This is a genomic window from Bifidobacterium sp. WK012_4_13, from assembly GCF_041080835.1.
Lineage (GTDB): Bacteria > Actinomycetota > Actinomycetes > Actinomycetales > Bifidobacteriaceae > Bombiscardovia > Bombiscardovia fermentum.
Genome location: NZ_CP129683.1, coordinates 2,227,871 through 2,241,432, shown reverse-complemented (window position 1 = coordinate 2,241,432; position 13,562 = coordinate 2,227,871). Strand labels below are relative to the sequence as shown.

General features: G+C 51.9%; 12 protein-coding genes. 6 read left to right on the top strand and 6 right to left on the bottom strand.

Translation table 11 applies throughout. From position 1 onward, the window contains the following. Nucleotides 1-6: 6 nt before the first annotated feature. Complete coding sequence (locus QN062_RS09135; protein ID WP_369341491.1) at nt 7-927, bottom strand: DMT family transporter; 921 nt, start codon at nt 925-927, stop codon at nt 7-9. Nucleotides 928-998: 71 nt separating this feature from the next. Here QN062_RS09135 and QN062_RS09130 point away from each other — a divergent pair, with 71 nt between their 5' ends. From QN062_RS09130 to QN062_RS09110, 5 genes are all read left to right on the top strand, one after another. Continuing rightward, on the top strand, nt 999-1,925 hold the full coding sequence (locus tag QN062_RS09130) for a LysR family transcriptional regulator (protein ID WP_369341490.1): 927 nt from the start codon (nt 999-1,001) through the stop codon (nt 1,923-1,925). Between the two features lie 1,139 nt (nt 1,926-3,064). After that, nucleotides 3,065-3,289, top strand: coding sequence for a MerR family DNA-binding transcriptional regulator (locus tag QN062_RS09125; protein ID WP_369341489.1), 225 nt, complete (start codon nt 3,065-3,067; stop codon nt 3,287-3,289). 54 nt (nt 3,290-3,343) lie between these two features. Continuing rightward, entirely contained in the window at nt 3,344-3,556 is a 213-nt protein-coding gene (locus QN062_RS09120) for a hypothetical protein (RefSeq protein ID WP_369342592.1), read from the top strand. Continuing rightward, nucleotides 3,540-4,709: an MFS transporter gene (locus QN062_RS09115; RefSeq protein WP_369341488.1), complete on the top strand. Its 1,170-nt coding sequence runs from the start codon at nt 3,540-3,542 to the stop codon at nt 4,707-4,709. The genes QN062_RS09120 and QN062_RS09115 overlap by 17 nt, the downstream gene beginning before the upstream one ends. A 246-nt stretch (nt 4,710-4,955) precedes the next feature. Continuing rightward, nucleotides 4,956-5,864: a GIY-YIG nuclease family protein gene (locus QN062_RS09110; protein ID WP_369341487.1), complete on the top strand. Its 909-nt coding sequence runs from the start codon at nt 4,956-4,958 to the stop codon at nt 5,862-5,864. Nucleotides 5,865-5,891: 27 nt separating this feature from the next. On the opposite strand, the gene QN062_RS09105 is transcribed toward QN062_RS09110, so the two are convergent. Then, nucleotides 5,892-6,539 (bottom strand): DNA/RNA helicase domain-containing protein, encoded by a 648-nt coding sequence (locus tag QN062_RS09105; RefSeq protein WP_369341486.1) that lies wholly within the window; start codon nt 6,537-6,539, stop codon nt 5,892-5,894. A gap of 8 nt (nt 6,540-6,547) precedes the next feature. Next, entirely contained in the window at nt 6,548-7,720 is a 1,173-nt protein-coding gene (locus QN062_RS09100) for a DNA/RNA helicase domain-containing protein (protein ID WP_369341485.1), read from the bottom strand. A gap of 430 nt (nt 7,721-8,150) precedes the next feature. Here QN062_RS09100 and QN062_RS09095 point away from each other — a divergent pair, with 430 nt between their 5' ends. Next, nucleotides 8,151-9,080, top strand: coding sequence for a hypothetical protein (locus tag QN062_RS09095; RefSeq protein WP_369341484.1), 930 nt, complete (start codon nt 8,151-8,153; stop codon nt 9,078-9,080). A gap of 562 nt (nt 9,081-9,642) precedes the next feature. Here the strand turns inward: QN062_RS09095 and QN062_RS09090 are convergent. From QN062_RS09090 to QN062_RS09080, 3 genes are all read right to left on the bottom strand, one after another. Beyond that, on the bottom strand, nt 9,643-10,188 hold the full coding sequence (locus QN062_RS09090; RefSeq protein WP_369341483.1) for a hypothetical protein: 546 nt from the start codon (nt 10,186-10,188) through the stop codon (nt 9,643-9,645). 355 nt (nt 10,189-10,543) lie between these two features. Then, nucleotides 10,544-11,608: an InlB B-repeat-containing protein gene (locus QN062_RS09085; RefSeq protein ID WP_369341482.1), complete on the bottom strand. Its 1,065-nt coding sequence runs from the start codon at nt 11,606-11,608 to the stop codon at nt 10,544-10,546. A gap of 455 nt (nt 11,609-12,063) precedes the next feature. Beyond that, nucleotides 12,064-13,488 (bottom strand): MFS transporter, encoded by a 1,425-nt coding sequence (locus QN062_RS09080; protein WP_369341481.1) that lies wholly within the window; start codon nt 13,486-13,488, stop codon nt 12,064-12,066. Nucleotides 13,489-13,562 lie beyond the last annotated feature (74 nt).

Sequence of the window (13,562 nt, the reverse complement as noted above, 5' to 3'; positions counted from 1 at the left end):
AACCCCTTAGACTCGCGTACCGGTTCTCCACTGCCGTTCGGCGCACCTGCCCCAGATGAGAGCCCCCAGCAGGATCGCCGCACCGATGATGCCGACCGTGCCAATCCGTTCTCCGCCGAGAGCCATTCCTATGAGCAGTGCCCATCCGGGTTCGCTTCCCAGCAGCATGCCAGCCCGTGACGCTGAGGTGAGCTTGGTTGCCCACAGCTGGCCGAGGAATGCCGCCACCGTGCATCCCATGCTCAAAAAGAGCACTTCGCCCCATTGCGTCGGGCTGAAAGCGTGCATGTGCTCGATGAGCGGGATGCCTCCCCACACGGAGAACATCACTGCCCCGAAGGTGATCTCGATGGTGGTGAGCATCATGACGTCGGTGCTTCCCGAAGCGGTGAATCTGGCCTCGGCCACACCCAGTGCGGCTCTGATGATCGCCGCACCGATCATGAGCAGGTCTCCCAGATTAGGAGCGTTCAGCCCAGTGTTGCCGATAAGTCCTGAGATGCCGAGAACGGCGAGCGCCACGGCTCCCATCAGCTGTGCCGAGAGTCTTCTTTTGGCTACCAGCGATTCCATGATTGGCGTGATCAGTACTGACAGGCCTATGATGAGGCCGGCGTTGGTTGCGCTGGTCATGGTCACTCCCACCGTTTCCAAGGCGATGGTGCACGAGCGCAGCACACCGAGCATCAGACCGGGTCTGAGGGCCTTGCTCAGCCCAGGAGGCCGGCGATAGGCTTGCACGATGAGCAGCAGCACGGCTGCGGGGACGAAGCGCGCGCACATCACTGCTGCGGGACTCGACGCAGCGCTCAAATCCTTGGCGGCGAGATAGCTGCCTCCCCATATTGCCGCTACCATCAGCAGCGTCACGTCGGGCAGGATTCCTGTAACATGGCTCTTGTTGGAATTCGTCTTGATGTAGGTCATGATTTGAGTATGACCAGGTTGACCATTAAGAACAATGGCCACTATCTTCAACCACCTATAAGATAATCTTCATGGAAGTCGAGTATCTGCGTACGCTTCGGGAACTCCGTGACCGGGGATCGGTGACTGCTGTGGCCAAGGCACGGCATCTGTCGCCTTCGGCGGTATCCCAGCAGCTGGCGGCATTGCAGAGAACGGTGAATGTGCCGCTCACGAGGCAGTCGGGCCGTGTACTCGTGCTGACGGACACAGGCGAACGGCTCGCGGATGCGTCCGAGGCGGTCTTTGCATCCCTGTCCATTGCGCGAGACTCCGTCGACCACTATCTGCAGGCCATGAATCAGATTGTTACCGTCACGGCCTTTCACAGCGCGGGACTGGCGTGGTTTCCGCCCCTGATCGGGTATTCGCTGTCGCATCCCGGCGGCCCTCAGGTTCACTGCCGTGACGAGGACGTAGCCGTCGAGGAATTCGTGCCTCTGGTTGCCGACTATAACGTGGTGATCGCCCACCGCCCGCTGGACTCTGCGCCCTGGCCGAAGCAGCGCGTTCACATATCGCCGATTCTGACCGAACCCATCGACCTTGCTCTGTCGCGTGACCACCCGCTCGCGCAGCACCCGACCGTGAAACTGGAAGACATCGCCCACGAGACCTGGATAGCCGCACATGAGGGCTTCGCCCTGGAACCCTTGCTGCTTCAGGCCATGGCTACAACCGCCGGCGGAGCAATCACCATCGCGCACCGGGTCAACGAGTTCAACGTCGCTGCTGCCATCATCGCGACGACCCACATAGTCGGACTGCTGCCGAGATATACCGGACTCCCGCCACAATTCCGCGATCGCGTGGTCCTGCGCCCCATCGAACATCTCACCATAGCCCGCCACATCGATGCGCTGTCTCGGCCGGACGTATACGCACGAGCCAGCGTCAAGTCCACCATCGCCTCGATCAGGCAGATCGCGAAGCGGGCAGTCGGGCAGAACGAGGGGTAGGGGAAATAGATTTATTGGTGCAACTTATTCGTATTCGCTACATCCATGAAGCAATTTGTGAAGCGCCACGCCTATCACCTCGCGATGCCCGCCCAGACGCACGCCGAGGGCAACCAGTATGCTCACGTTCTCCACAGCACCACCCCACTCGGCCATCACCGCTTCCCTGCTGGCAATCTACGTACTTGCGCGAAGCGTGGCCGCTCACGCGAAGTGAACACCGAGCTTGGCAATCACACCATTGACCTTGATCCAGGCGTGCAGGTCTGGAGAATTATCGCTCTTGTGTTGAAGCATGACATTCAACCATGTCTTGACCGAAGCTTTGTCGCTGTGGGGCAGAGTCTCAGCGGCGGGAATCGGACCATACGCCACCTTAGGGCGATGCCGCGGCGAAATCGTTGAGAAGCCTTTATTCGCAACGGTTCTGCGGCTTCGGAGAAATATCGGAGAAACCTCCGATATTTCGACTGAAAGAGGAATGACCGCTGAGCAAACAAGATTGTGCACTTCTGCAAGTAGATGGGGGTTCAAAACGTTGAAATGGCGTTGGGAGAATGCCGTTTTCCTCCGTGGATACTTAGTGGAGTGCACAATCTTATGAGTCTGGCCAAAAAATCGCAAGAATAGCGTGGGGTGGGCGTGATTTTTCGGCAAACACCCCGTTTTTTCGCCAGGCACCCCACGATTATTGCCGTGCGGCCTGCAACCGAGTGTTCTAGTGCTTCATCTCACGTTGAATCCGCATGCGCGGGCACTCTCACCTGTTGTGCATCCCCGAACGATTGCACTACTCGCCAATGAAATCAGCGTCAGCATGATGTCCCGACGCTTCAAAAGTGAGAGCGGCGGTGCCGGCATCCTAATGCCATGCCCCCTTGCAACACCAACAGCAACGCCAACAATCGTCCTCCGAAACCGTCAACCCTTGTCCCAGAACCCGCAGTGTTCGGCGTTGACATGAAAGCTTACGATACCCCACTCCGAGATGGTCTTCACCATGACTGTGATGACTGTGACGCTCCGCTCTGTGCAATATCTCATGGACTCTCCGCAAACGGTAGATCGGGCGTGTTCCAGCTTTACCTTGAGCGCACTCCAGGTCGTATCCTCGACGTGTGATGAAGAAAACGAAACACATGAGCGCACTCAGCCGGAGCGCACCAAGCGAGCGCGTACCAAGCGAGAGCGAGTTGGAAGCCAAAGCGAAGCTTCTTGACGTGCCTACTGCGCAGGTGGTGCCCGACAAGTCCATCGGCGAGGTGCGAGAGCTTACCAATCTGAGCATTGACACGCTTCGCTACTACGAGAAAATCGGCTTGATAGATCACATAGCGCGCGATTCCAGCGGACATAGGGTCTAGAGCGACTTGGATGTGGAACGGATCGGATTCGCGCGTCGCCTGCGCGCAACCGGCATGCCCGTGTCTCAGATTGTGCATTACGTCCGGTTGCGGGCTCAGGGACCAGACACGGCTGATGCGCGCCTGAACATGCTTCTCGATCATCGTGACAGGCTTCTTGGCATGCAGCAGGAGCTGGCCGAAAGCATGAATTTGGTGGACGGCAAAATCCTCTATTATCGTCACCTCATTGAGCAGAAGGATGCAGGTCATGAAGCAACAAGATGACTCGAAGGAATCCGGAAAGGCGTGGATTGCCGCGTGGTGCTTCGCAGTCATCATGGCATCCGTAACCGTTACCACGCCATTATGGCAATACTATGAACAGCGATATGGCTTCGGACCCACAGGGGTCAGCGTGGCGTTCGGGGCCATGACAGTGGGGGTGTTCATAGCGCTGCCGCTGCTTGGTGGACTCTCCGATGCATGGGGAAGATTCCGTGTGATGAGCATTGCCATCGTCATCGACCTCCTCGCAACGGCAACACTGCTCATCCCAGGGTTCACGCCCCTCCTGCTGGCTCGAGTCTTGCAAGGGTGCGCCGTGGCACTCACGGTATCTTCGGCGCCACCGGCAATCGGCGAAGCGCTGTCGCATGACGGAGAAAAGCATCCAGCGCTGACGGCTTCGATCTCCACGGTCGCCAACCTGGGTGGCCTGGGTTTTGGAAGTCTCCTCTCAGCCACCGTGGTTTCCATTGTCGGCAAGCCATTCGTCGCCCCGTTCCTTGCATTCGCAGTGCTGCTCTGCGTAACGCTGATACCCTGCTCGCGGCTTGGAATCAGGGATGGGAACCGGCTCAGCTTCCGCGTGAGGTTGCCTAAGGTACCTGGCGGGAATCTGCGGGCATATCTCGGTGCCGGACTTTGCGGGCTGGCATCATTCGCCGCATTCTCGGTATATGCATCATTGGGCCCCGGAATTCTGCACGACACTTTCTCCATGCATTGCGCGCTCGCTGGTCCCATACTGTATTGTTCGGTGATGGCATGCAGCGCCATAGGACAGCTCATCCTCATGCGCCTGCAACTTTCATACAGACGAATCACCGGCATCGCGCTCTTCGTCGCCGGGTTTGCTCTGGTGTACGTTGCGCTTTCTGGGCACATTCTTGCCGTATTCATCGTCGGCAGTCTGCTGCTCGGCTTGGGGTCAGGACTAGTCTTGGCTGAAGGCTCTCGCATCGTGACCGCACACTCGCACCGCGAAACCGCCGCCGCATCACAGGCTGGCTTCTTCATGATGGGGTATGTCGGCATGGTCATCCCCATAATCGTCCTCGCAGCGCTGATAGGCGCGGTCTGCATCACGATGGCGTTCGCAATCACCGGAGCAGCGCTCTCCCTGCTTGTGACCGTGGGGATCGCTGCAACGGCGTAGGGGAATCTGCTGCTTGTTGGGTCGCCGCTGATGACAAATATTTAGACGAGGCCAACTTCAGAACAGAGCCCACATCAGTTATAGCCACGATCTCTGCGTTCCTCTCACATCATTGTCAACTATCGTTGACGATGAAAAGATAAGTCTGCTCAACGTTTCCGCCAGAATCAGCGAAAGGACTTGAGTAACCAACACCAAGTCGGACAGTGACATCAGGTCAATGCCTGATATGAGAAGGATGAAAAAATGGAAACGATTCAAGCCCTGCCTTTGCTTGGAATCAACGAACAGAACATTGACAAATATGCAGTTCGTTTGAGCAGGGTTCTACCCGGCTACAATCCAACGACTGTTTTCTTCAATTCCAATGGGGAAACCAGAGACGAGCTCAATAATCACATGTTCGGGTATCGTTGGCCGGGCGACAGGAGGACACACCGGATTCATGGCGAAATTGTACTTCAATTCTTGCAAATCGATAAGTTCAGCTCATCGTATGTTTTTGCTGGAGCATATCATGTTGGCAGCGTCATAGAGAAGGGATCAGGATTCACAATTTATGACTGGCACGGCCAAGAGATATCGGACTATCATGCTTTTATTGGACGCTTAGTTGTAAACTACCCTCGAAAACCAGGTTATACGGGAATGGATTTTCGACTCAATAAAGTCGAGAATGCAAAGAGCTTTATGGAATCAATGACGGTTGAAAGCGTCGAAGCTTCGCCTCTCACTGCGCGGCCCTTCCCAGGCTATGCAAATGTACGAATCAACCATGCTGAACTGGTTTCAGCCGTCAACAACAGTCAGTGGCGCACAGCTTTAGACAACGTTCAAGGTGTGTATTTGCAAACAGACACGTCAAACGGCTGGCATTATGTTGGATCCGCCTATAGTCAGCAGGGAGAACATATCGGCATATTATCCCGTTGGGAAGAGTATGCGGGTGGAGACCACACCGGTGGAAATAAACTGCTGCAAGCTATTCCAAATGCCTCTTTTCACATTGAGCAATACTTCGAGTACTCGATTCTCGAAATATTTGACATGCATGCAAAGAGCCAGGACATTATCAATAGAGAACATTGGTGGATGAAGACCTTGTCTTCGTTGCACCGGGAAACTGATCTGCATCCTCATGGCTACAACAATTAAGATTCATCAAGCAAACTGCCTTATTGTTCAGGAATTTCTCGCCCTGCACCCCAGCCTCACCCTAAAGAATTCCTCGACCTTCGGGTCTTCGAAGTAGACGCGGACGCCGTCAATGCCGCGCATAAGAATCGTGAAATAAATATGCTTGATATATTCCGTGAACTCTGCTTCGTTGAACTCTTGCTTTGATGGCGTCCCCTTGCGGTCCATGTAATTGTCTTTATTGCCACGAAGATGCCCATCCGGGCCGACTTCCAGATCCCGGCCAATTATGGCACCCACATAGTTGAAGTCTTCACCCTGTATTGCATGGATGGAACCGATTTCCTCATCATGCTGCGAAACGAGTTTCTTTTCTTTCTCCCATGAACTCGCGTGTGGACGAACCCAGTTTTCTGCGTGATCGTTCCACTTCCACTGATCTAGCACATCCCCGTTCTGTTCTTGCCAATCATAGGCGTGAGGGTCTTTCGAGCTTGCCCATTTGCGGACATAGCCTGCAATTACTCTGTTCACCGCGTGTGGATGAAGGTTGCGCATGCAATCGGTGTAATCGAATAGATTCTTGATGGAATCCACGAATCCAAAGTACGGATATGCATCTTGCTCTTCATAAGGATTGAAAAGCCCAGTATCAAATGTGAACCGTTGCTCTTCTCCACGATCGAGTTCCAATGCATGGATTATCCATTGGTAAAGTCATTCCCGGAATATTTATGATTCGCATCTGCTGGGTTTACACGGAACTGCTCGGTAAGGTACAGCCGCTCGAATCCCTTGGTAAGACTATCGAAACGATCTTTTGGGATATCGTCGGGCCGAATGCTCTGGAAGCAGTCATACAACAGAACGGTTTGCCTCGCACTATTACTAACAATATCGAGTTCGTTATCATATGGGCATGTCGAATCCCTCATCCAGGATTTGAACATATGATCGCTGGGATAGTCACGAACCAACCGTTGAGCCTCATCAACGATTACCACTCCGTATTTGTCATCACTCGCTTTTTGCTCAACCCAAAGTGTGTCAGGGCGCTTGGGCTTGCTTATAGCCGGATTGCCATAATTTGAAAAGATATCTCTGGCGTTGCCAATCCAGTTTCCCTTAACCACTACCGCAACTTTCTGACCCATAGGTATTTCAGATGCAAGCGATTTCGAACCACTATTCATTGTGTCTGCAATCTTCACAGCAAGATTTGTCAGCAATGCTGTCTTGCCGGTGCCTGCAAGTCCTTGAATTACAAAGTTCTTGTCAGGGTTCGTGACAATAGTGTCGACAATATTCTCCTGTTCTGCAGACAACTTGTTGAAAACCGAGTATTTATAAAGAAGACTGTTCAGAACAGACTGTACATCGTCATACACATATTTATGAACGTCGTTCTCTTTGCTGCCGAAGTTCTGCATTGCTGCCCATATCTTGGGAATAAGATCGCGTTGCACCTTCGCTGTGCTCGAACTTAGGTTGCCTAAAGTCTTGTTGGAAACTTCCACTTTGACGCTCGAGGGCCTTTTTTTGCAGTCTTGACGATATAACCGTATGAGCTGAGCTTCGAGCGCATTCATGGTTTCATCAGTGACTGCAGATCCATAAATTGCGAATAGTGTCGAAAACCTCGAAAATAGCGCTGGCCTTGCTTTGAAATGCTGTTCGTTTCTACGTTTGAGATCGTTCGTTTGCCCGATATACGACACAGTAGGCGACCAATACCAATAAATCACATCACGAGATTCGAAGTGCTCGCCAGACATATATGACGACATGAACATATGAGCTTTCTGAGCATCGCCGATGACATTGATTGTGCCATCTTTTTCTACATCAAATTTTAGAATGTCAAAATTCGACATGTCCCGCCATCCCCCTGGAGAACTATCACGTCATTGATTACAAAATACACCTAACGGCACTCTGTTTTGCATCAACACTTATCGAACGTGCAATTATTTGTCTACGATTTTGCATTTGCACCACGCGTAATTGCGAAATAAGCGACAGAATCGGCACGGGCGCGGATGAGCAGCTTCGTGAGATGCTTGTCATATAGGCTGTGTCGCCATACTCAAGGTCCGAATTACCCCGGTCAGCACTTTGCTCTTAGAACAACTAATTCTGTCGAATATCTGCCAGAAATTCTTCCTAAATCACGTCTAGTGCGGAATCACGTACCTCAAATCAACAACAATAATTCTTCCCCTGACCTAGATACGTTTTATCGAACATCTGAAGACGCGCAAATTGCCCAATATTGATGCAAATAAAGCGTCATAGAATAGCAGCATGGGGACAACAAAATGGGCAATTACTGAAGGCACTGTTTTTAAGCACAAACGAGATATTCGGGTCATCATCGGCAGTGGCAATTTTCAAAGCGGAATTATTCGGCCAAAGGGCGAGAATGATGTGTTATTGTTCTCAAATCCTACTTCTGCAGAAACATATGGCTATTCAGATCGGGAGGGCATGCAAGAGGACGGAACGTACCTGTATGCGGCTCAAGGATCAAATGGCGATCAAGTCCTCACCAAAGGAGCCAACAAAGCAGTATTGGAGACTGCTAACAATGGCGGCATTCTTCGCTTGTTCGTTCATAATTCTCAGGGCTATCAATATGTCGGGGCATTTGGATTGGCAGACAAACCATTCATCCAAACTGCAACAAACCCAAATCTGTATACATTCTGTTTAGTTTCTCAAGGCGCGGATGTACGAATATTGAATACCACAGCGGAGCCAACTCGAACAACTCTGCATGCTCAACCTTGGACTCCGAAGACCACGGATCTTGCAAATATTCCTGAGAAACATTATGAAACTCGACAGGCACAACAGGTGGAACATGTGCTCGAGAAAGATTTCGGAGCATGGCTTATACAACAGCATAAAGAACTCGAGGACTTAACCATTCGCGTATCAAATGTTGATATTAAACCGGATATTTTCAATTCAACAGACGCAGAGATCATTGAAGCAAAGGCTTCTGAGACACGCGGCTATGTGAGAACTGCGATTGGTCAGGTTCTTGATTACGTGAATAACGTGAATCACTGTAAACAGGCAACGAACCGCGAGCATACGCATGTGAAAGCTGCGCTCCTTCTTCCTGCATCACCAGAACAGGATCTCGTTGAGTTGTGTTCAGAATTGAGCATCAGAATTTATTGTCGTAAAGGCTCTGCGTTTACGGAACTCACCAGTACGAATTTATGATTAATCCCCAGAGGATTGAACATTGATCTCACAGATGATTCATCACTGATACGCAGAAATTCTGAACATTATTCGTCAGATGCAGCTAACCGAATTAGGTCTGTTCTGACAAATTTATATACGTCAGAACGATAGAATCTGGTCAATTTGGCAGAAACATCTGCTCTGCTAGATTAGTAAATAATGTTCTGCCCCGTATATCATGATAGGCATTGAAATTGATGGGGACTTCCTTGAGAAACACAACTACCTTCAATCCTCACGAAACTCACTCAGCCAATTCGCGATTATCAGACCACCTGTAAACCACTGAGTCAGATTTGAGATCACTTAACAAGCATCCAGTCTCACAACGTTATTTCTTGACCGTTGAATCTCTTAATAAGAGCACTTTAGGTATGAATAGCATAACCGCTTCACCATGTATACCCCATCTGGGGCCAGCAGACGCGCAATCTGGCAATGTCGACAGCAAAGTGATTGTTCCGACGCTGGCAGCGATCGCATTAAACATATTCAGACAATCCGGCAGAGCCCAATCTGCAGGGCAGGATGACGCTCATCACCGCAGAACCGTCTCCCAGAATCGTTTCTTTTCCCTCCCGGGGAATCGTTGCTGAAGCATGTGGATGAAGATGTCTGCATTCGTCCACGCATATCGGACGGTGAACAACGTCCTTCCACTGGCATTCTTGACTCTCACTTGTGGCTTTCCCGAAACTAGAGCGTTCGAAGATAAGTATCTCCAGCTACCAATCTCGTCCACATCGAAAGAATAGCGCCTCATTCCAAAGCGCTGAACAACGTGGACTCTCTCGCCGTCAACGGTTATGCGAGTCGTTGCCACGTATCTTTCCATAGGAACGGCGAAGGCAGTGCTCAGCAGGAAGAAGAACAGCCAGGGAATCCAGAACGTTGAGCCACTCGTGTCAGCAAGACTGCGGACAAACATGATCGCGCATATCACCGGCAGAGGCGCAAGAAGTATTCGGAGAAATATGACGAGCGAATGCGGGCAGTGCATGACATAGGATTGCGACGAGTCTGCGGTGCCATTGATCTCTTCAGGCGAGCCTTTCACCAGGAACAGCGTCAAAGCGGTAATCATAATGCCTATCGAAATTGCGATGGCAGTGCTGTTCATTCCATGTAACACGAGACTCTTCCTCCATGCCTGGCGGCGTTCATTACCTTGAATTCTATGAAACGCTCCATACCTATCTCTGAGGACCCGCTCTCGCACAGAACAGTCCCACGTGTTGTTCACAACTTTCTCATGGCATCGCATTCACTATGCTGCAGGCGATTCATTTCCCCATGAATCGCCTGCAGCAGTGGCCGATCCGTAGATCAGAGCATTAATCAAGCAAAAACATATCAGTATTATCCACAGTTCAGACTTGCGTATTCTTCACAAAGACGAAGTTCGAAAAATACTACGGCAATCCCAAACAATCCACCACTCAGAACCAGTGGCCGACGAGGATGGTATCCGTGGGGCCGCCGAATGTGATGACTCTGTCTGCCTTGCCTGAATGCAGCGGCGTATAGAAATAATAGGTGTTGCCGCGGCGTACGGCGAAATCGTCGGAACCGTTCGTGCCGTTCCAATCACCGGTGAGAACAGTGTCTGTGGGCCGACCGAACGAGATTCTTGTTGTTTTCTCCCCAGAGTCGGTCACGTAATAGGTATTTCCGCGACGCAAGGCCAGCGAATCCGAATCATAGGGAGCCCAGGCGCCCACGTACACTTGGTCTGTTGGCTTGCCGAAAGCACTCTTCTGATATATTTCGCCGCCTAATTCACTCGTGAACTCATAGGTGTTGCCTCGACGCAATGCCAAAGCACTTCGACTAAATCCTTCCCAGTTGCCAGACTGCACCGTGTCATTCGGCTTGCCGAAAGTGAACACCTTGGTGGCCTTGCCACCTGATGAGCTGTTGGTTGCATACACTCTGTTGCCACGCCGCACCGCGAGGGTGTCCGTGCCATCGGCATTCCAATCCCCTACCAAAACCTGATCGCTTGCCTTGCCAAAGGTGATGACCTTATCGGCCTTACCCGCATGCAAGGAACCATACAGGTAATAGGTGTTGCCGCGGCGTATGGCGAAAGAATCGCCTTTGCTATACCCCTTCTTCAACCAATGCGCATAGTACGTGAAGGATTCGCCTGGTGTTGCATCATCGAATTCCAATTCCTCTCCAGGTTCGGTCATGAATTTGTAACTCGTGCACGCATCCCGTTCACTACTCCAGCCAATAAAGGTATAACCACGACGTGTAAACGTGTTCTTCGGAGCTTTGGGAGTGTCTTCAGAGAAATGCGTGGAGGTGACCGGACCTGATCCCGAGCCACCATTCGCTTCAAACCTGAGCGTGATATTCACCCCACGGTCGTTCTGACCTTCATGATCATCCAAAGACAATGTCACGGCAATGGCAAACGCCAGAACGAGAGCAACTCCAAGAATGACCGTCAGAAACGCAATCCACTTGTTATGCGGTTCGATCCCATTATGCTTCATAGTCTTCTCTTTGCATCTCGAAGGTCACGGAGCGATATCACCCACACCAGCGGTCAGTGCCTGTGAGTTTCCCGTGTTCCCGTGTTCCAACCTTTGTGCATATCCTAACTCCAGCCGCATGCAGATTCGATTCGAAACACCGCATGGGTGAAGCTTGAGCGGCGATCTCTTCAAGCAATCATGGAAATGATTCAGGAAAAAGACAAGACATGGCCGAACCAGCGACGCCACCACACAAGCTGCCCACAACCAGCAGCGGATCTCAGGGCAGGATTCCGACCTGCTCACACATTGCAGCGCAACCTCGCAGCATCAGACACCATGGTCACGATTGTGTCATGCCCTGAATACGCCAGTTACGCCGATGCAACGAGGAGCTGCAGATTAAGTTCCCCCACCATAATCTCGGCGCCAATCAGCACTGGCTCAAGCACTGCAGAGTCATTGTATGGTAATCAGTGAATTTCGGAGCTTTGCCTCGGCACGGCAAGACTGATGATTGTCGCCACGAGTCCTATGCCCGTGCATATCCAGAAAGTGAGCGTGAACGCTGAATCAGTCGGAATTCCTCCGGCGATGGTATGCGAAGAGAGCGTTGCTGCGAGCACGGCCGTACCGATGCCGCCGCCTATGGTTCTGACAATGGTGTTGACGCTCGTTGCCTCTGCTGTATTTTCTGCGGGCACTGCACCGATGATGACGTTAGACATCGCCGCGAAGGCAAGTCCTACGCCCGCCCCTGTGAGAATGCAGGAAAGAATGATCTGCCAGAGTTGTCCATGTCCGAGAGCAGGAATGAGGAATCCGAAGGTAATGACAATTGAGCCAAGAATCAACGGCAGTCTGGGCGAGAGCCGTTTTCCTAGCCATCCTGATACCGGTCCGAAGAGCAGCATGGCAATGGCGGTTGGAAGAAACACGAAGCCCGCCTGAGTGGTTGTTTCTCCAAAACCATAGCCGAGCTTTGTCGGCAGTTGCAGCAGGGTTGGGACGATGAGGAAGGTCCCGTACATCAGGAATCCAAAAGCTAGGCCGACGATATTCGTTGTCCAGACTCCACGAAGTTTCAACAAGTGCATGTTGATCAGAGGATTTCTCGACGGGAGCTCAACGAAAACGAAGACCGCGATGCACACCACCCCGCCGAGAATCGATATGAGCGTCTGAGCCGAATGCCATCCCCACTCTCCACCTTTGTTGATGCCCAACAACAGGGTCACGAGACCTGCCGAGAGGATGATCGTGCCAATCCAATCAAGCTTTCCGGTTGCTCTCGCGCGGGATTCTGGAATCATGAACACTGCACCTGCAATTGCGAGAAGCACAAGTATGAGCGGGAACCAGAACAGCCAGTTCCAAGACAGATTGTCTACGATCGGACCAGCGAGTACGATTCCCAATCCTCCGCCAATGCCGAAGAGCGCGGAAAGCAATCCCACCGTGACGCCAACCTGCTTGGCTGGAAGTAAATCACGGGCAATGCCGATAGACAGTGGCAAAATCGCTCCAGCAGCTCCTTGAAGGACTCTGCCGAGTATCAGCACCGCGAACGACGATGCTATTCCTGATAGCGCCGACCCCAACGCCAATGCGATCAGAACGGCAAGAAGCACCCGGCGTTTGCCAATCATGTCTCCGAGTTTTCCGAGAATTGGCGTGCACACGGACGCTGAAAGCAAATACGCCGTCAGCACCCAGCTAATGTCTGCGGTGCTGACACTCAGCTCTTTGGCGATGACGGGCAACGCCGGTGATACGAGTGACTGCAATATCGCAAAGGCGACGCCTCCCAACGATAACGACACCACGAGCATGACGGTGCTGATATGAGTGGTCGAAGCTTTGCCGCGTTCGGCTGGGGTAGTACTGAGTTGTGCCATGAATAATCTCCATATAAGTAAACGCTTGTTTACTTATGATGCTAGAGACGCTCATGAGATTTGTCAACCAGCCT

Excerpts from the sequence above, each read along its gene's own strand:
- QN062_RS09135 (WP_369341491.1), bottom strand. The coding sequence starts at position 927 with ATGACCTACATCAAGACGAATTCCAACAAGAGCCATGTTACAGGAATC.
- QN062_RS09130 (WP_369341490.1), top strand. The coding sequence starts at position 999 with ATGGAAGTCGAGTATCTGCGTACGCTTCGGGAACTCCGTGACCGGGGA.
- QN062_RS09125 (WP_369341489.1), top strand. The coding sequence starts at position 3,065 with ATGAGCGCACTCAGCCGGAGCGCACCAAGCGAGCGCGTACCAAGCGAG.
- QN062_RS09120 (WP_369342592.1), top strand. The coding sequence starts at position 3,344 with ATGCCCGTGTCTCAGATTGTGCATTACGTCCGGTTGCGGGCTCAGGGA.
- QN062_RS09115 (WP_369341488.1), top strand. The coding sequence starts at position 3,540 with ATGAAGCAACAAGATGACTCGAAGGAATCCGGAAAGGCGTGGATTGCC.
- QN062_RS09110 (WP_369341487.1), top strand. The coding sequence starts at position 4,956 with ATGGAAACGATTCAAGCCCTGCCTTTGCTTGGAATCAACGAACAGAAC.
- QN062_RS09100 (WP_369341485.1), bottom strand. The coding sequence starts at position 7,720 with ATGTCGAATTTTGACATTCTAAAATTTGATGTAGAAAAAGATGGCACA.
- QN062_RS09095 (WP_369341484.1), top strand. The coding sequence starts at position 8,151 with ATGGGGACAACAAAATGGGCAATTACTGAAGGCACTGTTTTTAAGCAC.
- QN062_RS09090 (WP_369341483.1), bottom strand. The coding sequence starts at position 10,188 with ATGATTACCGCTTTGACGCTGTTCCTGGTGAAAGGCTCGCCTGAAGAG.
- QN062_RS09085 (WP_369341482.1), bottom strand. The coding sequence starts at position 11,608 with ATGAAGCATAATGGGATCGAACCGCATAACAAGTGGATTGCGTTTCTG.
- QN062_RS09080 (WP_369341481.1), bottom strand. The coding sequence starts at position 13,488 with ATGGCACAACTCAGTACTACCCCAGCCGAACGCGGCAAAGCTTCGACC.